Raw genomic sequence first — 25,517 nt, forward strand, 5'->3', positions numbered from 1 at the left:
CGGCGCGAGGGTGGGCGATACGACGGCAGCCGGCGCGGCGAGCCTCACGGCTTCGGAAGTTTCCGAGGACCCGGCGGTTTCAGCGGCCCGAGCGGCGGGTCGGAGATTGTATAAGCTCACGCGGCTGCCTCCTCTTTCGTGACGAGAAACGGGCCGATGACGAGTGCGTCGAGCGGCGATGTCCAGAACGACTCGAGCGCATCGCGCGGCGAATTGACCATCGGCTCGCCGCGCGTATTGAACGAGGTGTTCACGAGAATCGGCACGCCGGTGCGCGCAAGGAAAGCGGCGAGCAGATCGTAGTAGAGCGGATGCTGCTGCCGGTTGATCGTCTGCACGCGCGCCGTGCCGTCGACATGCCGCACGGCGGGAATACGCTCTGCCCGCTCGGGCCGCACGTCGAAGATGAAGAGCATGAACGGCGCCTTGCGGCCGCCTACGAACCAGTCCGCGACGTGCTCTTCCATGACGACAGGAGCGACGGGGCGAAAATCTTCGCGGTCCTTGATCTCGTTGAGCTTGGCCTGCATGCCCGGGTCGATCGGCGACGCGAGAATCGAGCGGGCGCCGAGCGCGCGCGGGCCGAACTCGGTACGCCCCTGGTACCAGCCGATGACGTTGCCTGCCGCGAGCAGATCCGCCGTTTCGCCCGCGACATCGGCGAGACGCTTGAATCGCACCTTGGACCAGCGCAGAAACCGCTCGATCTCGGCGTCCGAATAGCCCGGCCCCAGGTAGGCATGATCCATCGTCCAGCGGCGCGTCGGCGTGCTGCCGGCTCTGCCGCGCTCGCGCCAGTCGATCCAGAGCGCGGCGCCGAGGGCAGTGCCCGCATCGCCCGCCGCCGGCTGCACCCAGACGTCCTCGAACGGCCCTTCATCGCGAAGGCGAGCATTCATGACGCAGTTGAGCGCGACGCCGCCGGCCATGCAAAGCCGACGCAAATTCGTGCGCGCGTGCAGCCATTCGGCGAGCTGCAGCACGGTTTCCTCGAGCACGGTTTGTAATGAGCTTGCGATGTCGTAATGCCGTTGCTCGAGCGGACCGCCGCGTTCGCGCGGTGTGCCGAACCGTTCGACGAGCCGCGGCTCGTCGACAAAGTAGCTGCCGTCGCCGCGATAGCGCACGATCTCGCGAAACACGTCGGCATAGACCGGTTGGCCGAAAGCCGCGAGCGCCATCACCTTGTACTCGTCGCACGAGTGCAGGAAGCCGAGCCAGTCCGTCACGGCTTCGTAGAGGAGGCCGAGCGAATGCGGCAGCTCGACCTGCTTGATCCGCTTGTACTCGCCGGCCACGAACTGCCCGAGGCTGGTCGTCACGCCTTCGCCGCGGCCATCCATCGTCAGCACGGCCGTATCGCCGCACGGAGCGGCGAGAAAAGCGCTCGCCTCGTGCGCCAGATGGTGCTCGACGTAGTGCCACGCGAAGCGATGTCCGCTTCCGTTCGCTCGAAATCGCTTCTTCAGATGATGCGGCGCGCCGTCGATGAGTTGCGCCCGCGCATTGACGATGTAGCTCACGAAGAGCGGGTCCCAAGGCGACGCCGACGGATCGCTCATCGGTTGCAGGCCGGGCTCCAGCGGCAACGCGATCGTCGCGCGTCCCGGCGCCGGCATCGTCGCCAGCAGCGCGGGATCGTACGAATAGGCAACATGGTCCACGTCGGCGAGCGTAATGCCGGCCTCTTTGAGGCAGTAGTCGATCGCATCGAACGGCAGTTGCCAGGTCGAGAACGGCACGGGCCGCTTCGCGTGCTTGACGTGCGTGAACCGCTCGTCTTCGGCTGCCGCGATCACGACGCCATCGCGCACGAGCGTGGCGGCGCTATCGTGATAGACGGCGTTGATTCCGAGGGTATACATGTTCAGCACTCCTCACTTGTCAGTCGGACAGTTGCAAGGCGGCATGGCTCGCCGCCGCGCTCGGTACGGCATCGGCGGAGTCGAAGACGAGGCCTTGCTTGGCGGCGAGCTCCAGCGCGGCCGCGGCGACTTCGGCCGCCGGCACGCCGAGCAGGCAGGCGTGGTGACCCTTGGGGCAAACGCTGCGATAGCACCAGCGACAATCGACATCGCGGAACAGCACGCGCTGCTCGGTCTGCCAAGGCGTATGCTGCGGATTCGTCAAGGCATAGAGATCGACGACGGGCGTGCCGAGCGCCGAGGCAAGATGTACGGGGCCGCTATTGTTGGCGATGAGCACGCGCGTGCGCTCGATGAGCGCGCCGAGTTCGCCGAGGTCGAGCTGCCCGGCGAGGTCGTGAAGTCGCGATCGCCAACTCGGGCCGGCTCGTTCGATGACTTCGCGGATGAGCCCGCGTTCCGCTTCGTCTCCCGCGAGCAGAATCGGTAGCGACGTGAGCCGGGCGAGACGCGCGGCGACTTCGCCGAATCGCTCGGGCGGATAGCGGCGCGATGCGGCGCTTGCGCCCGGATGGATCAGGAACCACGGATCGTGCGGGCGCAGCCCATGGGCGATGAGCTGCCTGGTGAGCTTGCGCCTGGAGCGCGTATCGACCTTGAAGTGCATGCGCGTATCGCTGCAGACCGCGCCGACATTCGCGACGAGTTCGAGTTGCCGCTGCGCCTCGTGGCGCACGCCTTCGCTCGGTTCCGTCTCGCAGATCCAGTCCGTCAACAGGTGGTAGGGGTTTTCGCGGCAATGCGCCAGCCGTCGCGGAATGCCGGCGAGATAGCAGAGCATCGCGGCGGGCAGCGGATTCTGACTGTAGACCGTGAAAATGACGGCGGCGTCGAAGCGCCGCTCGCGCAAGGCGCGGACCATATCGATATCGGCCGATGGATCGGGATCGGGCGAGAGGCCGTGCCACGGCGCGTCATAGGGAATGACTTCGTCGACGTCCTCGAGAAACGGCGCGAGGCTCGCTCCGACTTTCGACGTGAGCAATGTGATGTGCCGGTCTGGCATGGACGCGCGCAACGCATGTATCGCCGGCGTCGTCATCAGGACGTCGCCGATCCGATCCAGCCGCACGCAGAGGATGCGCTTGACGTCGGCGCCCCAACGCTTTACCGCCGATTCACGCACGCTTGCATGCGCGAGCATGGGCGTGATGGTGAAAGGGACCCCGTTCATCGACGATCCTCCGCCAGGCTCGCCCGTACCGACGTCGCCGGTGCCGCATCCCGAGGCGCCGCACCTGCCGTCGCTTCGACGATCGCGAGCGCCGCCCGATAGACATCGGGCACGCGCAGCGTCGGCCTGCGCAGCGGTCCGTCGCGCCATTCGGTCTCGTTGCCGTTGTCGATCAGAATGGTGCGGCAGCCGGCGCGCGAGCCCGCTTCGACATCGTCGAGAATGTCGCCGACGAACCAGCTCCTTCGCATATCGAGCGGATGCTCGCGCGCCGCGCGCATGATGAGTCCCGGCGCGGGCTTGCGGCAATGGCATTTAACGGCATAGCGCGGGACGACACCCTTGGGATGGTGCGGGCACCACAAGGCGGCCCTCAAGCCAACACCGCATGCCGCGAACATGGCGCGCAGGTGCGATTCCATGTCGGCGAGCGCTTCGAAAGGAAACCGTCCGAGCGCGACGCCGCTCTGATTGCTGACGACGAAAAGCGCGAAGCCTTGCGCGCCGAGCAGCGACAGCGCCTCGGGCACGCCGGGCGCGAAGTGCATCAACGTCGGATCGACGTTGTACGGCACATCGTCGAGCAATGTACCGTCCTTGTCGAAGAACACAGCCGGTTCGAGCATCGGGAAAGTCGATCGATTTCAGGCGCGTTGGGCCGCTGAACGTGCGGCGGAGACTCTGACACGCTTGGCCGGTCGCGCATCGGATGTCGGTTCCGCGGGGACGCGCGCGAGTTGTCGATAAACCGCTTCGAGCTGTTCCGCTACGCCGCTCCAGGTGAAATGCTCGCGCGCGCGTTCCAGGCCGGCCGCGCCCATGCGCTCGGCGAGCTCCGGGTCGTGCGCCAGGCGCGCGAGCCGTTCGGCGAGCGCCTCGGGGTCGCGCGGCGGGACGAGAAAGCCCGTTTGGCCATCGACGACGCTGTAGCGAATGCCTCCGACATCAGCACCGACGACGGGCCGCGCGCAAGCCATCGCCTCGATCGGTGTGATGCCGAACGGTTCGTACCAGGGCGTCGTGACGAAGACGTCGGCCGCCCCGTAATAGTTGCGCAGTTGGGCGCGCCCGCGTCGACCGACGAACGTCACATGCGCGTCGGCGCCGCAGCCGGCCGCAACCCCGCGCAGGCGCGCGATTTCGGGTGTGGCGATTTCGTTGGGTATGTCGGCATTGCCGCCGACTACGTAAAGATGAGCGTCGATGCCCATACGCGTGCGCAAGACGGCGAGTGCACGCACGACGTTGTCGATCCCCTTGCGCGGCACGATACGCCCGAGCTGCAGGACGGTGAACCGGTCGCGCGGCCAGCCGAGCGCGGCGCGGCAGTCCGCGCGGTCAGCGGGCGAGAACTCGGATGTATCGAAGCCGCAAGGCACGATACGAATGCGATTGGGATCGGGCGCATAGTGCTCGCGCAGATCGAGCTCGTCCTGAGGACACTCGGCGATGATCGCGTCGGCTTCGCGCACGAGCCGCTCCTCGATGCTGAATCGCTCGTCCGGGAAGCCGTCGTCGGCGCCTTGATGAATCCGGCGTACCTTGCCGAGCGCGTGAAACGTCATCACGAGCGGAATGCCGAGCGTCTCTTTCGCCTTTAGCGCCGCAAGGCCCGACATGAAGAAGTTGGCGTGCATGACGTCGTACCGCCTGCGCTCCCGCCGGCAAAATCCCAGCAGGAAATCGGCGAACTCGGGCATATAGGGCAGCAACGCTTCTTTCGGCATCTGCATCGGCGGCCCGGCGGGCACATGAACGACGCGCACCCCGTCCATATCGGAGATGGCGGGCAGCAGCGCGCGATCGCGCCGGGTGAACACGTCGACCTGATGCCCCGCGCGGCGCAACTGACGGGCAATATTCGCCACATAGATGTTCTGTCCGCCGCTATCGACGCCGCCCGCGACGGCGAGCGGCGACGCGTGTTCGCTGACCAGTGCGATTTTCATAAGGTGTCCTTAGTTTTGGAGCTTGCCGGCCCCGGGAAGCTTGCCGGGAGGCCCTCGCGGATCAAGGGGATGGCGAGCCGTACGCACTGTTCGAGCACATCGTGTGCCCATCGCTTCGCGGACCGGTCAAAGCTGCATAACCGCTGCAACGCCCGCGCAACGCTTCTGTGATCTTTACTCGGTGGCGCGGGCTTGAGCGGCTCTTACAGGGAGAATGTAATTACGCTGCACCGTCCAACTGAGGCGCTGCTGAAGCGCTGCGCGCATGGGATTGCTTTTTGCTGACGTACCGGGCGATATTGACCGACCCCAGCGAGGCAGAATCGATGAATGCGCGAATATCGGTAGTGGTGCTGACGCACAACCGTGTGCGTGAGGTCACGCGCACCATCGAGCGGTTGCTGTCGCTTCCTGAGAAGCCGCCTGTCATCGTCGCGGACAACGGTTCAGACGATTCGACCGTCGCGGAGCTCGAGCGCCGCTTTCCGGACGTCGTCACCATCGCATGCGGCGGGAACCTCGGGGCGGCGGGGCGCAATCGCGCCGTGATGCGGGTGACGACGGACTACGTCGCGTTCAGCGACGACGACACGAGCTGGGAGCCCGGCTCATTGGCGGAAGCGGTGCGCGTGCTCGACGCCGCCGCCCGGGTTGCCGTGCTTTCGGGGAAAGTGCTCGTGGGAGACGAGCGATGGATCGATCCGACCTGCTCGCGCATGAGCGCCAGTCCGCTCGTGAGCGAGGGTTTGCCGGGTCCCTCGTTGATCGGCTACATGGCCGGCGCGTGCGTGTTTCGAACCGCGCTCTTTCGCGAAATCGGCGGTTACGAGCCGCGTCTTTTTATTGGCGGAGAAGAAGAGCTCGTCGCGCTCGACGTGATGGAGGCGGGCCACGCGATCGTCTATTGCGATTCCGTCGTAACCACGCATTGGCCCTCGCCGTCGCGTGATGCGTCGCTACGACAGCGCATGCTCGCACGCAATGCTGCACTGATCGCCTGGCTGCGCTTGCCGTTTGCGGAGGCGTTCGCGGCGACATGGAGGGCTTTCGCCGCGCTGATGCGCGAACGTAGCCTGGCCCGTCATGTGCCTTCGCTGCTGCGCGATCTGCTTTGGGCTATCCGGCGGCGGCGCGTCGTCTCTGCTCGCGTCATCCGTATGCGGCGGCAAGTGCGCGACGCGGAGCGAGACGTGGCTTTTCGACGGCATTACCGGCGGGTACAGCGAAGCCGCCCTGCCTTTCCGTCGAACGAGAGTCGCCAGTAGCGCTCGGGTTCGACGAGGTCGTTCGGGTGTGCATCGTCGAGCGCGCGCAGTTGACTGCGATACGCCCGCACGCTACGCCATTTCCGGGTGGCGGCCCGTGCATTGCGCTGCGCGTCGAGGAGCGGTCCGGCGGTTGCGAGCTCGAGCCGCAGGCCGCGCCGCGCCAGCGCTTCGCGCCTTTCTTCCGCCACATGCCGCATGCGCCGATATAGGGCGTCCTCGTAAAGGAGGATATCCGGCATCGCGTCTTGAACGAACAGCGCGCAACAAGCGTCCGAAGCGAGCGTGTGGTCCGAATGATAAAGGCCGAGGGGCGCAAGGACAGTGGGACGACCACAGGATTTCCACGCGTCGTCGAGTGCGCGTGCAACGGCATCGCACGATGGCGGAGCCCCATACTGGGAGTCGAGGAACGGAAGGCGGCGCGGCTGCGCGTCGAGCATATCGAGTGCGCGATCGTCCTCGCGCTGGCGCGCTCGCAATGCGGCGTCCGAGTGAAGAAATCCCGCGCGGCGGTCCCAGGACGTTGAAAGCGGCATGGTGGGGGCGCCGGCGAATACGGTGCAGACGATGGATCGGGGATGGGTTGCGAGCGCGGCGCCGCAACCGAAAGCCGCATCGTCGAAATGCGGCGAGACGACAAATAGCGTGGACGAAACCATGATGACCGAGTGTGCGAACGGCTCGCGAGAGCCCGATGCCTCCCTCGGCGCGCAAATGCGATGCCCGGGGCCGCGTGCGGCCCACGCCCCCGTGTGTGGCTGAGCCGTGTCTAACCGGTCAGCCGGCCAGCGCCTGCCGGATGGCGGAAGCCAGGTCGCCCGCCTGAAACTTCGCCACGTAGCCCGTCGCACCGGCGTTCTTGACGTGCGTTTCGTTGGCCGTCCCGGTCAGCGAAGAATGGATGATGACCGGGATGTCGCGCGTGCGCTCGTCGCCTTTGATGAGACGCGTCAGCATAAAGCCGTCCATTTCGGGCATTTCAAGGTCGGTCAGCACAAGCGCGATCTTGTCGCGCGTGCGCAGGCCTTCCTGCTGCGCTTCGCGCGCGATGCGATCGAGCGTGTCCCACGCCTCCTGCCCCGTCTTTGTCATGACGTATTCCGTGCCGAGGGCGGTGAGGCTCTGTTCGATCAGCTTGCGCGCGAAACCCGAATCGTCCGCGGCGAGAATCTTGGCGCCGCGCTTCACCGTCAGCGTGCTCCCCACTTCAGCCGGGTCGACGCTCGGGTGTTGAGCCGGGAACACGTCTCGCAGCACCTGCTCCACGTCGACGACGAGCGCAAGCCGCGAATCGCCGGTGTTGCCGTCGATCCGCGCGATGCTCGTAACCGTGCTTCCGCCGGCCGAGGACTCGGCCGAGAGCACCTGATTCCATTCGAGGCGGACGATATCGTCGACTTCCTCGACGGCGAACGCTTGCGTGGAGCGGGCAAACTCCGTGACGAGCAGAATGTTGAGCCCGCGCGTGGGATTGCACCCCATCAGCTTTGGCAGGTCGATGACAGGAATGATCTGCCCGCGTATGTCGACGGCGCCGAGCACGTGCTCGGATGAGCCGGCGATTGGGGTGATCGACGGCATCGTCATGATTTCGCGGATCTTGAAGACGTTGATGCCGTAAAGCTCGTGCGAGTCGTCGTTGCCTGGCGCCGCGCCGAGCCGGAAAAGGAGGAGCTCGAACTTGTTCGAACTCGTCAGGTTGGTGCGCTCGTCGATCGAGTGGTGGTCTGCGGCCATCGAAGAATTCCTCCGGGTTGCGCCCGATGCCTTTGCGGGTTGCGCCGCTTCTCGAAGCCGGTGAAAAACGGTGTTCCGGCAAAGGGGGTAATGCTTGATAACGGCGGCTTGCGGGGAAAGTTGATAGCGCTGCGTACTTCTACTTAGAGGTACGGTCCAGTTGTCTGGAAGGATCCGGTCGGGCCGGCAAGTGGAATAGTGGGCAGCCTGTGCGCCTCGGCACCGCCAGGTTTCGCGCTTCATCGGCGCGCTGGCGCAAAAAAAGCGCGGACGAAGCCGCGCGTTCAAAGAGATATGATGAAAAAGACCGCTTCATGCGGCAATTGCAGTATAGGGGAGAAGCATCCCGATAGGCTTAAGCGAAAATGAAATCGAGATTTTTCTCATGCCGTTCATGCACGCCGCACGAGCTGCGCATGCGCTTTTTCCTTTTCCTGCGGCGTAAGCTCCACCGCGTAATCGAATTTGCCCGATACGAGTCTCGCGACAGGCGTGCCGTCACGATACACAACGCGGTTGCCCATGAGCGCCGGGACCTTTTCTCCCGGCAAAATGGTGCCGACGAGATTGAGCGGATCGGCGCCGCTCAGGCAGACCATCTCTGAGTTCCGATCGCGCTTGCGCACGTCGCGCAACAACGCGATCGCTTCCGGGAGCGCGAACTGCTCGCCGGACAGTCCGTTGACGAATCGTCCGCCGCGCACTTGACCGCGTGCTTCCAGCCGCTGGAGCACGCGCAGCAAGTCGCGCCAGCGCGGTAGCCACGATGCTTCGCGCTCGAGCAATTGCCAGCAGACGACGCCGTAGCGTCTGAGCAGCGTCATGGCGACGTGCTCGGCGAGCTCGGGCGGTGTGACCGACGCCGTTCGCGATCGCGGCTCCGCGCTCGGGCCTCGATCGCGCGCATCGTCGCGGCTGCTGCCTGACGCCGAGGCAGCCGCGTCGGGATGATCATGGGCCGCCACGCGCCGCGTGAGCGCCCAGCGTCCTGCATCGTCCATTCCGCCGATGAAGGCGCCATGCTGCGCGAAGTGGCGGCCCCGGCGCGCGCTGACGCGCGACGCACGCTGACGCGCCGCCGCGGGTTTCAGCAATGCCCGCAGCCCGGCAAAGCTGTCCGCATTTGCGAGTCCCGCGGCGACGAGCTCGCCGAGTGCATTCTCGAGCTCGATCGGCAGCATCTTGGTTTCATGCAAGAGCTCGTCGAAGAACATGGCGCCGTGCCTGGTCAGCGCGTCGAAGACGCCGCGAGCGCGCGCCGAGAGCGTATCGGCGCTCGGCGTCGAGGCGAGGCTGTGCCAGGTAGGCAACTCGCGGCGCGGTAGCAGCGCGATCGGCGTGGCGCGCACAGGCGAGCTCGATCCGTGATTGCCGTCCACGAGCCGTACCCATACGAGCTTGCCCGATCGGCAAAGCTCGTCGAGCGACATGCCCGTGTAGTCGCGTATCCGCGCCGGAAGAATCTCTTCCTCCCAGGCGGCGGCCGCTGCGGCGAAGCCTTCGAGCTGCGCGATCGTCGCCGCCAGCGCGTCGCGACCCATGCCGCGCGCTTGCGGCGCGACGCGCTGCCACTCGAACAGAAACCGCATGAAGTCGACGCGCTCGACCGGTTCGATCTCGCGCCGCAAGCGCCTGATCGTATAGCGATGGATGCGCGCGAGAAGATGACGCTCGCACCATTCTTCTTGGGCCGCACCAGGCGTGAAGCGTCCGCGCATCGCATAGCCTTCGCCCTCGAGCGTGACGAGTGCCGCGGCCACCGTGGATGCGGGCAGCGCAAGCGGGCGCGCGATCGCCGCGACCGTCGATGGCCCTGTCGCCGTCAGGCGCGCGCGCACGATTTCGACGGCGGCGCTTTCCTGAGTCCATGTGTCGGGCACGCTGTCGGGCGCATGAAGATGCGGCTCGTAGACCGCGTCCGGATAAACGGCACGCAGGCAGGTGAGCCGCTCGATCGGCAGCCATAGCGCGTCGTCCTCGGCCACTTGCATGCGCGTCGCGCGCCCCGCATGCGCCAATGCGCCGAGCCATGCAACCCAATCGGCGTCGTTGCGCGCTTCCTTTTCGGCAATGCAGCCGAGCCCCATCAGCGCTTCGTGCATCTCGTCCGCATTGCGCGCCTGCGGCCAGGCTTCGTCGCGCACGCTGGCGATCGCATCGGCATCGAGCGCGCCGAGATCGTCCGCACTGTCCGGTTCCTGAAACCGTCGGGCCAGCACGGCCTGCGTGCGCCGCTCTTCGAGCGGTGCATCGTCGAGGAATGCGTAAGGCCGCGCATTGAGTATCTCGGCCGCGAGCGGCGATGGCGCGGGCAGCTCGCGCGTGGCGAGCTCGATGTCGCCGCGTTCGATCCTGCGCAACAATGCGAGCCAGCCGTCGCAATCCATCGCTTCGTGCAAACAGTCATCGACCGTCTGATCGACGAGCGGATGTCGCGGCAACTCGCGCTCGCCGACGATGTTTTCGAGGCAGGCGACCTGGTCCGGGAACACCGCGGCGAGCAGGTCCTCGCTCTTCATCCGTTGCAGTTGAGGCGCCGTTTTGCGTCCGCCGGTGAAGCGAGGCAACGCAAGCGACGTGGTCGCGTTCCAGCGCCACCGCACGTTGAAGAGCGGCGCATCGAGCAGCGCCTGGATAAGCACGTGCTCGGCCGTGTTCGAATGCAGGTAGCGCCAGACTTCGTCGAGCGCGAAGCTATGGCCGCCCGTGAGCGAGAGCACGATGGCGTCTTCGGTCGCCGCCGCCTGTAGCTCGAAATTGAACGTGCGGCAAAAGCGCTTGCGCAGCGCCAGTCCCCACGCGCGGTTGACGCGGCTGCCGAAGGGCGAGTGAATGACGAGCTGCATGCCGCCCGATTCGTCGAAGAAGCGCTCCATGACGAGCCTGTCCTGCGTCGGCAGCACACTGAGCGCCGCGCGTGCGCGTGCGAGATAGTCGACGATCTGGCGGACGGCGTTGTCCTCGAGCCCCAGCTCGCTCGTCAGCGCGGCGACCGCTCGATCGAGCACCGCCTCCGATGCCCCGCGGACGGTTTTACGTACGGCCTCGTCGCGACTATCGTAAGGACTGCCGATCAACTCGTCGACGCGCGCGCGCAGTCGCGAGACGGCGGCCGAGAGCTCGTTGCTGCGGCCCGGCGCTTCGCCGAGCCAGAAAGGAATATTCGGCGCCTCGCCCGCGGCATCGACGACACGCACGCGCCCCGTCTCGACGCGCAGGATCCGATAAGCGCTGTTGCCAAGCTGGAAAACATCGCCGGCCAGGCTTTCGACGGCGAAGTCCTCGTTCACGGTGCCGATTTGAATGCCTTGCGGCTCCAGCAACACCGAGTAGTCCGCGTTGTCGGGAATGGTGCCGCCCGACGTTGCCGCCGTGAGCTTGCTGCCGCGCCGGCCGCGCAGCGTGCCCGTCACGATGTCGCGGTGCACGTACGCGCCGCGCGGGCCGTGCCGGCTCGTATAGCCTTCCGCCAGCATGCGCAGCACGGCGTCGTAGCGTTCGCGCGTGAGCTCGGCGTAAGGCGCGGCGCGGCGCACGCAATCGAAGAGCGCGTCTTCGCTCCATTCCTCGCAGGCGACTTCCGCGACGATCTGCTGCGCGAGCACGTCGAGCGGCGCGCGCGGAATCAGCAGCGCGTCGAGTTCTCCGCGCCGCGTGCAGTCGATCAGTGCCGCGCACTCGATGAGATCGTCGCGCGAGGTCGGAAAAAGGCGCCCCTTCGGCATGCCGCCGACATGGTGCCCGGAACGTCCGACGCGCTGCAGAAACGGCGCGATCGCGCGCGGCGAGCCCAGCTGACAGACGAGATCGACATCGCCGATATCGATGCCGAGCTCGAGCGATGCCGTCGCAATCAGCACGCGCAGCGCACCGCGCTTCAGGCGCTGCTCTGCATCGAGCCGATGCTCCTTCGCCATGCTGCCGTGATGGGCCGCGACGGCGTCCTTGCCGAGCCGTTCGGTCAAATGGCGCGCAGCCCGCTCGGCCATGCGACGCGTATTCACGAAGACGAGCGTCGTTGCATGGGCCGAGACGAGTTCGGCGAGACGGTCGTAGACTCGCTTCCAGACCTCGTTGGCCATCACCGCTTCGAGCGGAACGGGCGGCAGCTCGAGCGCGAGATCGCGCGGGCGATCGTGGCCGACGTCGACGATCGCGCATTGGGCATGGTCTCCCACGCCGACGAGAAAGCGAGCCACGGCTTCGATCGGCTTTTGCGTTGCGGAAAGGCCGATGCGCGGCAGGCGTCGCCGGCAGAGCGCGTCCAGCCGCTCGAGCGACAGAGCGAGGTGACTGCCGCGCTTGCTGTCGGCGATCGCATGGATTTCGTCGACGATGACCGTTCGCGTCGTCGAGAGCATGCGGCGCCCGGAGTCCGACGAGAGCAGCACGTAGAGCGACTCCGGCGTCGTCACGAGGATGTGCGGCGGGCGCTTCTTGAGCGCGTTGCGCTCTTGCTGGGTCGTATCGCCGGTACGGACGGCCGTGCGAATATCGACACGCGGCAGGCCTTGCCGCGCGAGCTCTTGCGCGATTCCCGAGAGCGGCCGCTCCAGGTTCGCGTGGATGTCGTTCGAGAGCGCCTTCAGCGGCGACACGTAGACGACGAGCGTTTGGTCGGGCAACGAGCCGCCGCGAGCAAGACCCTCGCGCACGAGCTCGTCGATGGCCCAAAGGAATGCGGTGAGCGTCTTGCCCGAGCCGGTCGGCGCGGCGACGAGCGTGGACACGGCGCGGCGAATATGGGGCCACGCGCGGCATTGCGCGTCCGTCGGCGTATCGAACGTTGCCTGGAACCAGGCCGCCACCGCGGGGTGGAAATCGGCCAGCGCCGGCACGGCGGCATCGGCGACGGGACTATCGGGGGCGTTCATTTGAGGCGATCTGGGGGCGTTCGATCGATTTCTCAATGGCGACGAATCGACGAATTCGTCAGGACCGCTCAATAAACATATCGCGCGACGCCGTGTACGTCGACAGATAGATAAGCGGAGCCACGACGAGGAGCGCGATACCGAGTGTCACCAGGGCCGCGAGCAGCAATCCCGCCACGAAGGCGCCATAGACGAGTGTCGACCACGGATTGCGGCAGATTGCGAGAAAACTCGCCTTCAACGCGGCGTCCGGCGCGGCGCCGTGCAGCACGACCAACGACGGCGCGAGCCAGAGCGCCATTGCGCTGCCGAAAGCGGCTACGACATAAAGCAGTGCGGCGAACCACGGCGCGGCGCCCGCCTTCGCGGCGGGATCGGCACTGATGAGCAGATGCAGCCCAGCCGACACACGAGTGCCCGCAAAATCGCAGAGAAGCGATGCGAACAGCGCAACGAGGCCGGCCGCGAAGAGCGGCTGGAAATTTTTGCGGATGGCGTCGAAGACGTCGGCAATCTTGACATTCCCCGTCGCCGCGCAGCCTTGCGCCGCAGCCGTCATTCCGCCGGCCCACAGCACGGTGAAGACTGACACCAGGTCCGAGGCAAACGGGATCGCGCCGAGCGCAACCGTGACGGCGAGATCGATGACGCCGAGCGCGATCCATACGGCTGGCCGCATGCGAAAGAGCGACCAGGCGCTTGCGATCCACTGCGATCCGTGTTCGGCGGGAACCGTGCGCATCTGCATATGGGAAAGCATTCCTTACGAAATTGTCGGACTATGAACGCGATTCGTCTCTGCCATTATCGTCGAACGGAGCGTTGCGCCCTCAAACCGCGTTTCGCAAACCATTTCTGCATGGTATAAGCGCCGTCAGGTCATTTTGTCGACGAAGGAGGAGATTCGATGAGTTCAACAGTCGGGATCAAGTCGGCCGCGGCTGCATCGGCGATCGTTGCATTAGCAACGATATCGATCGGCTTTCTCGAAAGCACGCCCGCCGTTGCGAAGACCAATGCGGCAAAACCTGTATTGACGGCATCCGCGCTGGCGGTTGCCGACAAGTTCAGCGCCGATGCGGCCGAGCGTATTTTCAAGGAGGGCGGCAATGCCGTCGACGCCGCCGTCGCGATCGCGTTCACGCTCGCCGTCACGTACCCTGAAGCGGGCACTCTCGGCGGCGGCGGATTCATGACGCTCTATGTGAACGGCAAGCCGTACTTCCTCGATTATCGAGAGCGGGCCCCGCTTGCCGCGACGAAGGACATGTATCTCGACAAGGACGGCAACGTCATCAAGGGGATGAGTCTGGTCGGCGCGCGCGCCGTGGGCGTGCCGGGAACCGTCGAGGGCATGTGGGAAGCGCAAAAGCGTTTCGGCCGGCTGAAATGGAAGCAGGTGCTGGCCCCGGCGATCCATTACGCGCGCGATGGCTTCGAGGTCGACGAGCAGCTGCAGCAGCGCCGCGACGAAGCCGCGAAGGACTTCGGCGACAAGACGAACTTCGGCAAATATTTCGGAGGCCTGAACAACGGCGTGACCTTCAAGCAGCCCGAGCTTGCCGCCACGCTCACGCGCATTGCCAACCAGGGGGCGAAAGGGTTCTACGAAGGCGAAACGGCGAAACTCATCGCCGCCACGATGAAGGCGGACGGGGGACTCATCACCGAGCGCGACTTGCATGAATATAAGGCGGTCTGGCGGCAGCCCGTCGAGGCGAATTGGAACGGCTTTCGCGTGATCACGGCGCCGCCTCCGAGCTCGGGCGGCGTTCACCTCGTGCAGATGCTGAAGATGAAGGCGGATCTCGCCAACGATTTCGCCAACGTTCCGCTGAATTCGGCCAAGTACATCCATCTCGTCGCCGAGATCGAGAAGCGCGTGTTCGCCGATCGTGCGCAGTACCTCGGCGATCCGGATTTCTACAAGGTGCCCGTCGCGCAGCTGATCGACGACGCGTATCTCGCCAAGCGCGCGGCGGACGTCGATCCGAACAAGCCCTCGGATACCAAGAGCATTCAGCCGGGGCTCGGTACGTCGATGCCGGAGAAGGCGGAGACCACGCATTTCTCGGTCGTCGACAAATGGGGCAATGCCGTCTCGAACACCTATACGATCAACGGGTATTTCGGCTCGGGCGTCGTGGCGGAGGGCACCGGGGTGCTGCTCAACGACGAGATGGACGATTTTTCGGCAAAGCCGGGCGTGCCGAACATGTTCGGCGTCGTCGGCAGCGATGCGAATGCGATCGCGCCGAAAAAACGCCCGCTTTCGTCGATGGCGCCGACGATTCTGACCAAGGACGGCAAGGTATCGCTCGTGATCGGCACGCCGGGTGGCTCCCGCATCTTCACGTCGATCTTTCAGGTGATCAGCAACGTCTATGACTTCAAGATGCCGTTGGCCGATGCGGTGGCCGCCATGCGCTTCCACCATCAGCTGCTGCCGCCGAACACCATCTTCTGGGAGCCCTACAAGCCGATCGAGGGCGAGCTGGCTCAGCAGTTGCAGTCGATGGGGTATGTGCTGCAGAAGCAGGGCTTCAACGGCGACATCCAGGCGATCGAGATCGACGGCGATACGCCGACCGCGGCGGCCGATCCGCGCGGCCGCGGCGTGACGAGGATCGTCCAGTAGCCAGCGGTCCGGTCGCAGCATGCGGGCCTGCCGTCGATATCCGCAGGCAGGCCCGCCCCGGCGCCCCGAGTCGCCTGCCCCCACCCGCCTCCTATGCCGAACGGCCGAATTGCCCGGGTCGGTCTCAGTTGGTTACTGTCTGCTTCCAGTCTGCGGCGCCGTGATGATTTCAGCATCGGCATCGTGCTATCCGAACGGATATGTAATAACATTGTGTTGACCATCTTCCCGAGATGGTATAACTTTGTGCTTACATATTGCCATGAAGACGACGATTCGCAGAATGGGCAACTCGCAAGGAATACTGATCCCCAAGCCGATCCTGGCTCAGCTTGGGTTCGAACATGAGGTGGAAATGGAAATCGAGGGCGATGCACTGGTGATTCGACGTCCGCTGAAGAAGGCACGTGAAGGCTGGGCGGACGCAAGCAAGCGTCTCGCGGCCGCCGGCGATGATGCGCTCGTGATGGGCGAGTTCGGCAACGGCGAAGACGCGGAGTGGTCGTGGTAGTCCGGGGCGAGGTGTGGCTCGTCGCGCTCGACCCCACGCTTGGCAGCGAGATTCAGAAGACGCGGCCGTGCGTCGTCGTCTCTCCGCCCGAGCTGCATGAGCATTTGCGCACGGTCATCGTTGCGCCTATGACGACGAAAAGCCGCCCCGCGCCGTTTCGTGTACCCGTGACGTTCGAGAGAAAGCGGGGGCTCATTCTTCTGGACCAGATCCGAACGGTCGACAAGATTCGATTGGTGAAGAGGGCTGGGGCGATCGTCGACAGAACATTGGCCGATACGTTGCATACGCTGCAGGAAGTCTTCGCGGAATGACGGCGAGCGCGCCGTTTTGAGAGCGCGCGGCCTCGCCGAGCCGGGAATAGCCCTTGCTGCAACGCGCAGTCACCGCGAAAGAGGGGTGCGACGAACAAATGGCTATCCTTATCGGCATTTCCGGCTGGCGCTACGAGGGTTGGCGCGGTGTGTTCTACCCGAAGGGACTCCGGCACGCCAGCGAGCTTTCGTTCGCATCGCGGGCCGTGGACACGATCGAAATCAACGGCTCGCATTACTCGCTGCAAACGATCGACAGCTACCGCTCATGGCATGAAGAAACGCCTGACGGTTTCGTGTTCGGGGTCAAGGGGCCTCGATTCCTGACGCACATGCTGCGTTTTCGCGACGAGGCGGCGAGGCCCGCCATCGCGAATTTTTTCGCCTCGGGCGTTCTCGCGCTCGACGAAAAGCTGGGCCCGTTTCTCTGGCAGTTTCCGCCGAATTTCCCCTTCGATGTGACGCGGCTGGAACGCTTTCTCGATTTGCTGCCTCGAACGGTGCAAGAGGCCGTTGCCCTGGCGTCGCAACACGACGCGCGCGTCAAACGCGCCTGGTTCGACGCGAGCGGCAATGGCCAAATCCGGCACGCGGTCGAAGTCAGGCACTCGAGCTTTCAAACGCCCGAATTCGCGGACATGTTGCGGCGTTATCGTGTTGCGCTCGTCGTTTCCGATTCTGTGGCAGGATGGCCCTATGCCGAAGACGTCACGTCGGATTTCATCTACATGCGCCTGCACGGCACCGAGACGCTTTATAGCGGCGCGTACTCGGATCGCGCGCTCAAACGATGGGCCAAACGGATTGCGATCTGGGCGCGAGGCGACGAACCGGCCGACGCCGTTCGCCTCTCGCCTTCGCCTGTGCGCCGCGAGGAACGCGACGTCTTTTGCTACTTCGACAACGACCAAAAAGTGGAAGCCCCGTTCGATGCCCAGCGGCTCAAGCGCTGGATAGCGGCGGAGCAGACAGGAGCAAGCCGATGACACGGATGGTGTCCGAACTGCTGCAGGCGTTTCGTAAAGTGCGCAAGCGGAGCGTCGAGCTCGCGAGCTCTCTGTCGCCCGAAGACCAACAGGTGCAATCGATGCCCGATGCGAGCCCGACGAAGTGGCATCTCGCACACACGACATGGTTCTTCGAGACGGTGTTGCTCGTTCCTCACGCGCCCGGCTACGTTCTCTTCCACGACCATTTTCCGTTTCTGTTCAATTCGTACTACGAAGCATTGGGTCCGCGTCATGAGCGCGCGCAACGAGGGTTGCTGACAAGGCCGTCGCTCGACGAAGTCCATGCATACCGGCGCCATGTCGACGCGGCGGTGATGGCGCTCATCGAAATGGCCGATCGGGACACGTTCGACCGGATCGAGCCGATCGTGACGCTCGGCCTGCATCATGAAGAGCAGCATCAGGAGCTGATCCTGACCGACATCCTGCACGCGTTCTCGTGCAATTCACTGATGCCCGCCTATCGCGCCGAGTCGCGCGAGCGGCCGCGAGGCCCGCATTCATCGAAGATGGCGACGACGCAAGCCGTAGCGCAGCCGATCGAATGGCTGCGCCAGCCCGGCGGCATCGTCGGCATTGGACACGCGGAGCAGGGGTTTTGCTTCGACAACGAGCTGCCGCGCCATGAGACGTTGCTGCGACCGTATGAAATCGCCCACCGCCTCGTCACCTGCGGGGACTATGCCGCGTTCATTGCCGATGGGGGGTACCGGCGGCCCGAGCTCTGGCTATCGGACGGCTGGGCGATGGTTCAGCGCGAGCGTCTTGCCGCGCCTCTTTATTGGCGTGGCATCGACGATGGCAACTGCGAGAACGACCCTTCGGGCTGGCTTGTATTCGGCCTCGACGGCCTCGAGCCGATGAACCCGCGCGCGCCCGTTTCGCAACTGAGTTTTTACGAGGCCGCGGCCTACGCCGAGTGGGCCGGTGCCCGGTTGCCGACCGAATTCGAATGGGAGGCCGCTTTCGAGGCGCCGGGCATTACGCAGATGACGGGCCACGTTTGGCAATGGACGCGCTCGTCATACGATCCCTATCCGGGTTTTCGGCCGTTGCCGGGCGTAGCGGCGGAATACAACGGCAAGTTCATGGTCGGGCAACTCGTCTTGCGCGGCGGCAGCTTGGCGACGCCGCCGGGGCACACGCGTCCTAGCTACCGCAACTTCTTTCCGCCGGCGGCGCGCTGGCAATTTTCGGGAGTACGCCTTGTACGAGACATCTGAAGCAACGGGTTTGGCCGGTGCGGCCGAATTCGTTGGCAGTCCTCTTCGAAAAGGCGCGGCCGCGGCCGAGTTCGCGCGCGATCTTGTCGCCGCCTTATCGAAAACGCCGCGCAGCATTGCGCCGAAATACTTTTACGATGCGGCGGGCTCTGCGCTCTTCGACAGGATCTGTGAATTGCCCGAGTACTACCCCACGCGGACCGAGTGGGGAATTCTGACGAGCCATGCGCATGACATCGCGCAATGCATGGGGCCTCGCGCGGACATCGTCGAATTCGGCGCGGGATCGCTCGCGAAGATACGGCTGCTGCTCGATGCGTTCGTTCCGCGCGACGCGCCGCGGCGCTACTTTCCCGTCGATATCTCCGCCGAGCATCTCGAGAGCGCCGCGCGGAAACTGCACGCCGACTACCCGCAGCTTTCGGTGCAGCCGGTCGCGGCCGATTACATGAAAGAGGAACAACTGGCCGGTCTCGCAGCGAGCCTCGAAGCGTCGTCGCAGCGCCGCGTCGGTTTTTTTCCGGGCTCGACGATCGGCAATTTCGATCCTGACGAAGCCGCGGCGTTCCTGCGCCTCGCCGCGCGCTTGCTGCGCGGTGGCGGGCTGCTCGTGGGTGTCGATCTCGTGAAGGAGCCGCAGACGCTGCACCGTGCGTATAACGATGCCCAAGGCGTGACGGCGGCGTTCAACCTGAACTTGCTTAGGCGGGCGAACGATGAACTGGGCGCTGACTTCGACGTGAAGAAGTTCGCGCACTACGCGTTTTACGAGCCGGTAAAGCAGCGAGTGGAGATGCACCTGCTCAGTCTTTGTGCGCAAACGGTGCGTCTGGCCGGAAGAGAATTCGCTTTCGAAGAAGGCGGCAGCCTTCATACGGAGAACTCATACAAGTTCACCATCGAAGGCTTCCGTGCGCTGGCGGTTTCGGCAGGATTCGTGCCGGGCCCCGTATGGACCGACGAGGCGAGGCTCTTCAGCGTGCATTGGTTGGAGAGCCCGTCCGCCGGTTGAACTCGGCCTGATCGATCCGCGTCGCCGTTACCAGCCGCGGCGCTCACGCCACTCGTGTTCGCGCCATTCGTGTTCGCGCCACTGACGCTCACGCCATTCGTGACGGCGCCATTCGCGTTCGCGCCAGTCGTCGCCTCGCCAGTAGCCGACCGCGTACGGTGCTGGCTCGACGTAGGCAGGTGCGGCAGGCGCCGCATAAACGGGCGCGGGACCTGTATAGACCGGTACCGGGGCCACGCCGACGGGCACGCCGATGCCCACGGCGAGATCGACATGCGCCGAGGCCGCCGTGGAAACACCGAGTACCACGAGACCGATGAACCCTCCAATGAGCTTCTTGTTCATTTGCGTGACTCCTTGCACGATGCGTGCGTTTCAGTTGACCACGGCCTTAGTCTAGGAGCGCGGCCCGGACACATGTGAAAACGCCGTGCGAGATCGGTAACGCAAGATTACGAGAGGGTTTCAGGAAACGTCGCTTTGCCGAGCGTCAGGTCGATCAATGCGGCGCGGGCCGCATCGAGCGCGGTCGCGGGAAGTTCCATTTCGAGTCGCACACCGACATCGTAAGCAGTACTGACGAGGGAGACGTGTTCCTGATCCATCCAACGCCGCACCCTTGCTTCGTCTGCGAAACCGACCTCCACGACGAGGCGCGCTTGCGCGATCCGTTCGGTGCGCTCGGCCCGCTGAAGGGCGCTCGCTATCGCATCGGTGTAGGCACGCACGAGGCCGCCGGCGCCGAGCTTGACGCCGCCGTAGTAACGCACGACGGCCCCAAGCACACCGTCGAGGTCGTGGTGACGCAGCACTTCGAGAATGGGCCTGCCCGCCGTTCCTGACGGCTCCCCGTCATCGGACATGCCCGACTGGCCGCCTGCGAGCAGTGCCCAGCAAACATGGGTTGCGGTCGGATGCTCATGGCGCAGCCGCTGCAGCGCCCGCATCGACGCATCGCGGTCGGCGACCGGGATCGCGTAGGCGATGAAGCGGCTTTTGCGGATTTCGACTTCGAAAACCGAGGTCGCCGCCAACGTATAGGTCATGACGATTGCGGCCTCAGCAGATCGACCAGCGCGAGTGCCTTGGCCGGTACGCGGTTCGTCGGCGGGAATACGGCGCGAATGTCGGACTCCGGCGCGACCCAGCGTGGCAGCAGACGCACGAGCGCGCCGGCCGCAACATCGCCGGCCACCGAGAAATCGGTCAGCACGCCGAACCCGCCGCCCGCGAGCGTTGCCGCGCGGCAGGCCGTCGCCGTATTCGCGAGGAACCCGCTGCGGCCGCACTTCACCGTTTTTTTCGTGCCACGCGTGTTCTGAAGCTCGAACGAGAACGGGTGCGGCAAAATCGAGACGGCAACGTAAGGCATCGAGGCAAGGTCTGCCGGGTCGCGCGGCTCGCCATACTTGGCGACGAATTCCGGCGCGGCCACGACCCACTTCGCGTAGCTGCCGATCTTCACTGTTCGATAGGTCGAATCGGCGAGCCGGCCGAGACGGATCGCGACATCGATGTTTTCCGCGACGAGATCCATATAGCGATCGTTGCAGATGAGCTCGACATCGAGCTCCGGATGCATACGCCTCAGGGCGACGATCGCGGGGGCGACGACGAGCTGGCCGAAATCGATCGGCGCCGTGACGCGCAACGTGCCGCGCAGCAGTCCACCATCGCCGGCCACGTCCGCCAACGCTTCCTCGGCGGCGCGCAAGATTTCGCGCGCCGCCTCGTAAAAGCGCCGTCCCGCTTCAGTGACGTTGAGTCTGCGCGTCGTGCGAATCAAGAGGCTCGCGCCCACCTCGGCTTCGAGCCGCTGCATGTGCGTGCTCACCACCGTCTTCGCAAGTCCGAGTCTTTCGGCCGCGGCGGTCAGCGAGCCCGCTTCGACGACGGCCGCATAAATGCCGAGCCGATTCAGATTCACGTCCCGCACGTCCGCCATCTTGGATTGTCCGTTCAAAGAGGATTGTGTTTTTGTGATTATCCGTCTTCCGCTGACAGTTTGCACGCGATAGGCTGCAGCTGTCGGTCGCCGAGGACGATGACGGATTGCGGTCGATCTATTGTTGGAGCGAACCGTTGCGTGCTCAGTGACCCTTTGGCGGAATGGAGATGACGATGACCGAGGCGCCTACCGTTGCACCCGGCTGGTCGGGTGCTCAACTGCCGTTTCACGAGGGCGAGCTTGCCGCGCAGGAACGGGCAGGAGTCCTAAGCGTTGCGGCGTCGATCGGACGCCGCGGCATTCGCGACTACATGCCGGATCAGCATCGCGAGTTCTACGCGCAGTTGCCGTTCATGGTGATCGGCGGCGTCGATGCAGAGGGGCAACCGTGGTCGATGCTCCGTATGGGTGAGCCCGGCTTTGTTTCGTCGCCGGACGCATGGACCCTACGCATCGACGGCGGGGCACTGCCCGGCGATCCGCTCGCGGGCATTTGGCGACGCGGCTCGATGGTTGGCGGACTCGGTATTCAGCTCGAGACGCGGCGGCGCAATCGGATCAACGGCATCATCACGACAATCGAAGCGGATACGCTCGCTTTGACGGTCAGCCAAAGCTTCGGCAATTGCCCGAAGTACATTCAAAGCCGCACGCCGATGCGTGTGTCGCGGCCCGAAGAAGGCGCGGCGGTCGAGCATTCGCGGGCTCAGCAATTGAGCGATGCCGACCGTGCCTTGATCGGTCGCGCCGACACGTTCTTCATTGCTAGCGCCAATCTGGCCGAAAGAGCAGGGCACGCGCGCGGAGTGGACGTATCGCATCGCGGCGGGTTGCCTGGATTCGTTCGCGTCGATGACGCGGTGACATTGACGACGCCCGACTTCAGCGGCAACCGGCTCTTCAACACGATCGGCAACTTGCTCGTCGAGCCCCGAGCCGGGCTCCTCTTCATCGACTTCGAAAGCGGCGATCTGCTCTATGTCGCCTCAGAGGCGGAAATCGTCTGGAACGGCCCTGAGTTGAGCGAATTCGCGGGGGCCCAGCGGCTGGTTCGATTCCATATCCGCGAAGTGAGGAATAGCCGAGGCGTGTTCCCCTTCCGTTGGTCCGAGGTGCAGTATGCGCCACAGTTCGCGTCCCAAGCTGCGTCCGAAGTCGGCAAAGCGGCCCGCGGGTGAGGCAAGCAAAGCGAGAAAAAGCAGCTGACTGGCTCGACGTAGAACGACCTGTATTGCCGCGGTATTGCCGACGTTAAGAGATGAACCGTCCGGTCACTCGGTCTTGACCCGCTCGATCCTTCAGCGACTCGCCAACTCTCTTGTTTAGCCTCGCCTTGCGATCTCGGTTCCAACAGCGGCTCGCGAAAAGGTGCGCAATACTGCGCTCCTCGGGCATTCGGCTGTTTTTTTGTCGCTGGCCGACTGCTCCTCGCTAGCTATGGAATCCTTGCCCCCAGCGCTTCGCCAAGGTGCAGATCGCGACGGTCTCCCAAGTTCTGCATTTGCGCATCGTGCGCTGGAGAAGCAGTTGCTAAGAACTAACAAATTTGTTATTATAACTTTGGGCTTATGGCATACCGAATCGATTTCTACGACGCGAAGATGGAAGCTAGCATCGAGGCCCTTCCAAAGACATTGCTTGCGAGGTTCGTCGCACTGGCTGATCGGATGGAAGAGCATGGGCCGAATTTGGGGGAGCCCCACACGAAGGGAATGGGTGACGGGCTATTCGAGTTGAGATTGAAAGGGGCCGAGGGGATCGCCAGAGTGTTCTACTGTGCCGTGATCGGTCGACGTATTGTGATGCTCCATTGCTTCACGAAGAAGACGCAGAAGACACCACGCGGCGAACTGAATGTTGCCCGGAAGAAATTGCAAGAGGTTCGAAATGGGAACGTATAAAGCGCTGAGGGAACGCGCTCTCGCCGATCCGACGGTACGTGCCGAATATGATCGGCTCAACCGGGAGGATTTTGCTTTGCTCGACGATATGCTGGCTGCTCGGCGGGCAGCGGGCCTGAGCCAAGCGCAGGTTGCCGAGCGCATGGGCACGAAGGCGCCAGCGGTGACGCGCCTGGAACGTGCGCTTGCATCCGGCAAGCACTCTCCGTCAGTTGACACTTTGCGAAAGTACGCAGCCGCGTGTGGAAAGCGGCTCGTCATTTCGCTCATCTAAGCCTTCGAGCGGCAGATCGCTAACGGTTGAAGTCACGCCCCGAGGTGACGGCTTCCACGTAACCCGCGCGCACGACGAAGTCGCCGAAATGCTCGCCTTCGTGCCGTTCACGCGCGAAGTGGCCGAGCGTCTTGTCGAGCGTATCGAGTATTCCCTCTTCGCCGATGTTCTCGAGGTGCATGCGGGCGAGCCGCTCCCCGTGAAAGCCGCCGCCGAGGTAAAGGTTGTACTTGCCCGGTGCCCGCCCGGAAAGACCGATTTCGGCGACATACGGCCGCGAGCAGCCGTTCGGGCAGCCGCTCATGCGGACGGTGATCGGAACGTCGGAGAGTCGATGCCGCTCGAGCAGCGCCTCGATACGGGCGATAAGCGACGGCAGATAGCGTTCGCTTTCCGCCATCGCAAGACCGCACGTCGGCAGCGCGACGCAGGCCATCGAATTCACTCTCAGCGCGCTGCCCCAGTCAGGTGCGAGCAGGCGATAGTCGCGCGCCAATTGCTCGATGCGCTCCCGGTTTGCATCCGAGACGCGCGCGATCGTGATGTTCTGGTTCGGCGTGAGGCGGAACGTATCGTCGTGAACCCGGGCGATTTCGCGCAAGCCGTCCAGCAACGGGCGGTCCGGCTGGTTGTGCAGGCGGCCGTTCTCGACGAAAAGCGTCAAATGATGGGCTCCGTCGTCGCCCGTTTGCCAACCGAGCGTATCGCCGTTCGAGGTGAACCTATAGGGACGCGCGGGGGCGAGCGTGAACCCGAGCCGACGTTCGATTTCCGCCTTGACCCAATCGAGGCCGAGATCGTCGATCGTGTATTTGAAACGCGCGTGCGCGCGTTCCAAGCGATCGCCGTAGTCGCGCTGCACACTCATCACCGCATCGCAGGTCTCGAGCACCTTCTCGGGTGTCACGAAGCCGATCACGTCGGCGAGCCGCGGATAGGTCGCCGTCGATTGATCGCTACGTCCCATGCCGCCGCCGATCGCGACGTTGAAACCCGTCAATTCGCCGTTCTCCGCAATCGCGATGAATCCGAGATCCTGCGTATAGACGTCGATATCGTTGACGGGTGGAATCGCAAAGCCGATCTTGAACTTGCGCGGCATGTACGTCTTGCCGTAAAACGGCTCCTCGGGCGCTTCGACGGGCTCACGTTCACGTGCTTCGCCATACCAGATCTCGCGATAGGCGCGCATGCGCGGAATCGCGCGATCGCTCGCGCGATGCGCGAGGTCGTACACAGTGGCGTGCAGCGTGGATAGATGCGGATTGACCGAGCACATGACGCCGCGCGCATCGTCGCCGCATGCCGAAATCGTGTCGAGCCGCACTTCATTCAGAGCTTGAATGAGCGGGCGCAGATCGTTCTTGAGCACCCAGTGAAACTGGACCGTTTGTCGAGTCGTCAGCCGTAGCGTCGCGTTTCCGTGGGCGCGTGCGAGTTCGTCGAGCTTGAGCCATTGCTCGCTCGTGCAGACGCCTCCCGGCATTCGGACACGGATCATGAATTGAAACGCCGGCTCCAGTTTCTGCCGCCGACGCTCGTCGCGTACGTCGCGATCGTCCTGCAGATACATGCCGTGAAATTTGAGCAGCTTCGCGTCGTTCGCCGAAACCGCTCCGGTCAGCGGATCCGCCAGTCCTTCCCGAATCGTGCCGCGCAGCTGGTCGCTTCCCGCTTTGAGCCGTTCGTCGGCGCTCAATCGCTCGACGGGCTGTGACAGATCGCGGCTGCGATCTGGCCGAGGATGGGTTTCGCTCAT

General features: G+C 64.4%; 21 protein-coding genes and 1 pseudogene. 10 read left to right on the top strand and 12 right to left on the bottom strand.

All coding sequences use genetic code 11. From position 1 onward, the window contains the following. Positions 1-116 precede the first annotated feature (116 nt). The 4 genes from AB4Y31_RS22135 to AB4Y31_RS22150 are packed head-to-tail and all read right to left on the bottom strand — an operon-like array spanning position 117 to position 5,048. Complete coding sequence (locus tag AB4Y31_RS22135) at positions 117-1,865, bottom strand: carbamoyltransferase (protein ID WP_368675790.1); 1,749 nt, start codon at positions 1,863-1,865, stop codon at positions 117-119. A gap of 19 nt (positions 1,866-1,884) precedes the next feature. Continuing rightward, on the bottom strand, positions 1,885-3,099 hold the full coding sequence (locus AB4Y31_RS22140; protein ID WP_368675791.1) for a glycosyltransferase family 9 protein: 1,215 nt from the start codon (positions 3,097-3,099) through the stop codon (positions 1,885-1,887). Next, the gene (locus AB4Y31_RS22145) at positions 3,096-3,725 is read right to left on the bottom strand and encodes a D-glycero-alpha-D-manno-heptose-1,7-bisphosphate 7-phosphatase (RefSeq protein WP_368675792.1); all 630 of its coding nucleotides are present in this window, start codon (positions 3,723-3,725) and stop codon (positions 3,096-3,098) included. The genes AB4Y31_RS22140 and AB4Y31_RS22145 overlap by 4 nt, the downstream gene beginning before the upstream one ends. Before the next feature lie 18 nt (positions 3,726-3,743). Beyond that, positions 3,744-5,048: a glycosyltransferase family 4 protein gene (locus AB4Y31_RS22150; protein WP_368675793.1), complete on the bottom strand. Its 1,305-nt coding sequence runs from the start codon at positions 5,046-5,048 to the stop codon at positions 3,744-3,746. A 326-nt stretch (positions 5,049-5,374) separates the two neighbouring features. Between AB4Y31_RS22150 and AB4Y31_RS22155 the strand changes: the two genes are divergently transcribed. Next, the gene (locus tag AB4Y31_RS22155) at positions 5,375-6,313 is read left to right on the top strand and encodes a glycosyltransferase family 2 protein (RefSeq protein ID WP_368675794.1); all 939 of its coding nucleotides are present in this window, start codon (positions 5,375-5,377) and stop codon (positions 6,311-6,313) included. On the opposite strand, the gene AB4Y31_RS22160 is transcribed toward AB4Y31_RS22155, so the two are convergent. The 4 genes from AB4Y31_RS22160 to AB4Y31_RS22175 form a co-directional block, all read right to left on the bottom strand. Further along, complete coding sequence (locus tag AB4Y31_RS22160) at positions 6,256-6,975, bottom strand: PIG-L deacetylase family protein (RefSeq protein WP_368675795.1); 720 nt, start codon at positions 6,973-6,975, stop codon at positions 6,256-6,258. The genes AB4Y31_RS22155 and AB4Y31_RS22160 overlap by 58 nt on opposite strands. A 118-nt stretch (positions 6,976-7,093) precedes the next feature. Further along, positions 7,094-8,053 carry a chemotaxis protein CheV gene (locus AB4Y31_RS22165; RefSeq protein ID WP_368675796.1) on the bottom strand — a complete coding sequence of 320 codons (960 nt, stop codon included), beginning with the start codon at positions 8,051-8,053 and terminating at the stop codon, positions 7,094-7,096. Positions 8,054-8,445: 392 nt separating this feature from the next. Next, positions 8,446-12,927 carry a DEAD/DEAH box helicase gene (locus AB4Y31_RS22170; RefSeq protein WP_368675797.1) on the bottom strand — a complete coding sequence of 1,494 codons (4,482 nt, stop codon included), beginning with the start codon at positions 12,925-12,927 and terminating at the stop codon, positions 8,446-8,448. A gap of 58 nt (positions 12,928-12,985) precedes the next feature. Continuing rightward, positions 12,986-13,675, bottom strand: a complete 690-nt coding sequence (locus AB4Y31_RS22175; protein WP_368675798.1) for a BPSS1780 family membrane protein — start codon at positions 13,673-13,675, stop codon at positions 12,986-12,988. A 159-nt stretch (positions 13,676-13,834) separates the two neighbouring features. Between AB4Y31_RS22175 and ggt the strand changes: the two genes are divergently transcribed. The 6 genes from ggt to egtD all read left to right on the top strand — a co-directional run bounded on the left by ggt (position 13,835) and on the right by egtD (position 19,635). After that, the gene (gene ggt / locus AB4Y31_RS22180) at positions 13,835-15,565 is read left to right on the top strand and encodes a gamma-glutamyltransferase (RefSeq protein ID WP_368675799.1); all 1,731 of its coding nucleotides are present in this window, start codon (positions 13,835-13,837) and stop codon (positions 15,563-15,565) included. Positions 15,566-15,827: 262 nt separating this feature from the next. Then, on the top strand, positions 15,828-16,076 hold the full coding sequence (locus AB4Y31_RS22185) for an antitoxin (protein ID WP_018443969.1): 249 nt from the start codon (positions 15,828-15,830) through the stop codon (positions 16,074-16,076). Further along, the gene (locus AB4Y31_RS22190; RefSeq protein ID WP_107149231.1) at positions 16,070-16,390 is read left to right on the top strand and encodes a type II toxin-antitoxin system PemK/MazF family toxin; all 321 of its coding nucleotides are present in this window, start codon (positions 16,070-16,072) and stop codon (positions 16,388-16,390) included. The genes AB4Y31_RS22185 and AB4Y31_RS22190 overlap by 7 nt, the downstream gene beginning before the upstream one ends. 98 nt (positions 16,391-16,488) lie before the next feature. Further along, positions 16,489-17,376: a DUF72 domain-containing protein gene (locus AB4Y31_RS22195; RefSeq protein ID WP_368675800.1), complete on the top strand. Its 888-nt coding sequence runs from the start codon at positions 16,489-16,491 to the stop codon at positions 17,374-17,376. 5 nt (positions 17,377-17,381) lie between these two features. Beyond that, the gene (gene egtB, locus AB4Y31_RS22200; RefSeq protein WP_368675951.1) at positions 17,382-18,623 is read left to right on the top strand and encodes an ergothioneine biosynthesis protein EgtB; all 1,242 of its coding nucleotides are present in this window, start codon (positions 17,382-17,384) and stop codon (positions 18,621-18,623) included. 10 nt (positions 18,624-18,633) lie between these two features. Continuing rightward, entirely contained in the window at positions 18,634-19,635 is a 1,002-nt protein-coding gene (gene egtD, locus AB4Y31_RS22205) for an L-histidine N(alpha)-methyltransferase (RefSeq protein WP_368675952.1), read from the top strand. A 27-nt stretch (positions 19,636-19,662) separates the two neighbouring features. On the opposite strand, the gene AB4Y31_RS22210 is transcribed toward egtD, so the two are convergent. From AB4Y31_RS22210 to AB4Y31_RS22220, 3 genes are all read right to left on the bottom strand, one after another. Further along, positions 19,663-19,980: a hypothetical protein gene (locus AB4Y31_RS22210; protein ID WP_368675801.1), complete on the bottom strand. Its 318-nt coding sequence runs from the start codon at positions 19,978-19,980 to the stop codon at positions 19,663-19,665. A 107-nt stretch (positions 19,981-20,087) separates the two neighbouring features. After that, positions 20,088-20,681 (bottom strand): YigZ family protein, encoded by a 594-nt coding sequence (locus AB4Y31_RS22215; RefSeq protein ID WP_368675802.1) that lies wholly within the window; start codon positions 20,679-20,681, stop codon positions 20,088-20,090. Continuing rightward, a complete protein-coding gene (locus AB4Y31_RS22220; protein WP_368675803.1) occupies positions 20,678-21,580 on the bottom strand; it encodes a LysR substrate-binding domain-containing protein in 903 nt (300 codons plus the stop codon). Before AB4Y31_RS22220 ends, AB4Y31_RS22215 begins: the two co-directional genes overlap by 4 nt. Before the next feature lie 176 nt (positions 21,581-21,756). On the opposite strand from AB4Y31_RS22220, the pseudogene AB4Y31_RS22225 reads away from it, so the two are divergent. The 3 genes and pseudogenes from AB4Y31_RS22225 to AB4Y31_RS22235 all read left to right on the top strand — a co-directional run. Then, positions 21,757-22,731: pseudogene (locus AB4Y31_RS22225) on the top strand (pyridoxamine 5'-phosphate oxidase family protein); the annotation flags it as partial. Positions 22,732-23,184: 453 nt separating this feature from the next. Next, on the top strand, positions 23,185-23,484 hold the full coding sequence (locus AB4Y31_RS22230; RefSeq protein ID WP_368675804.1) for a type II toxin-antitoxin system RelE/ParE family toxin: 300 nt from the start codon (positions 23,185-23,187) through the stop codon (positions 23,482-23,484). Next, a complete protein-coding gene (locus AB4Y31_RS22235) occupies positions 23,471-23,758 on the top strand; it encodes a helix-turn-helix domain-containing protein (protein WP_368675805.1) in 288 nt (95 codons plus the stop codon). The genes AB4Y31_RS22230 and AB4Y31_RS22235 overlap by 14 nt, the downstream gene beginning before the upstream one ends. A 19-nt stretch (positions 23,759-23,777) precedes the next feature. Here AB4Y31_RS22235 and AB4Y31_RS22240 read toward each other — a convergent pair whose 3' ends face one another. After that, complete coding sequence (locus AB4Y31_RS22240) at positions 23,778-25,517, bottom strand: NADPH-dependent assimilatory sulfite reductase hemoprotein subunit (RefSeq protein ID WP_368675806.1); 1,740 nt, start codon at positions 25,515-25,517, stop codon at positions 23,778-23,780.

It is taken from the genome of Trinickia sp. EG282A (genome assembly GCF_040965455.1).
In the GTDB taxonomy this organism is placed as follows: Bacteria; Pseudomonadota; Gammaproteobacteria; order Burkholderiales; family Burkholderiaceae; genus Trinickia; species Trinickia symbiotica.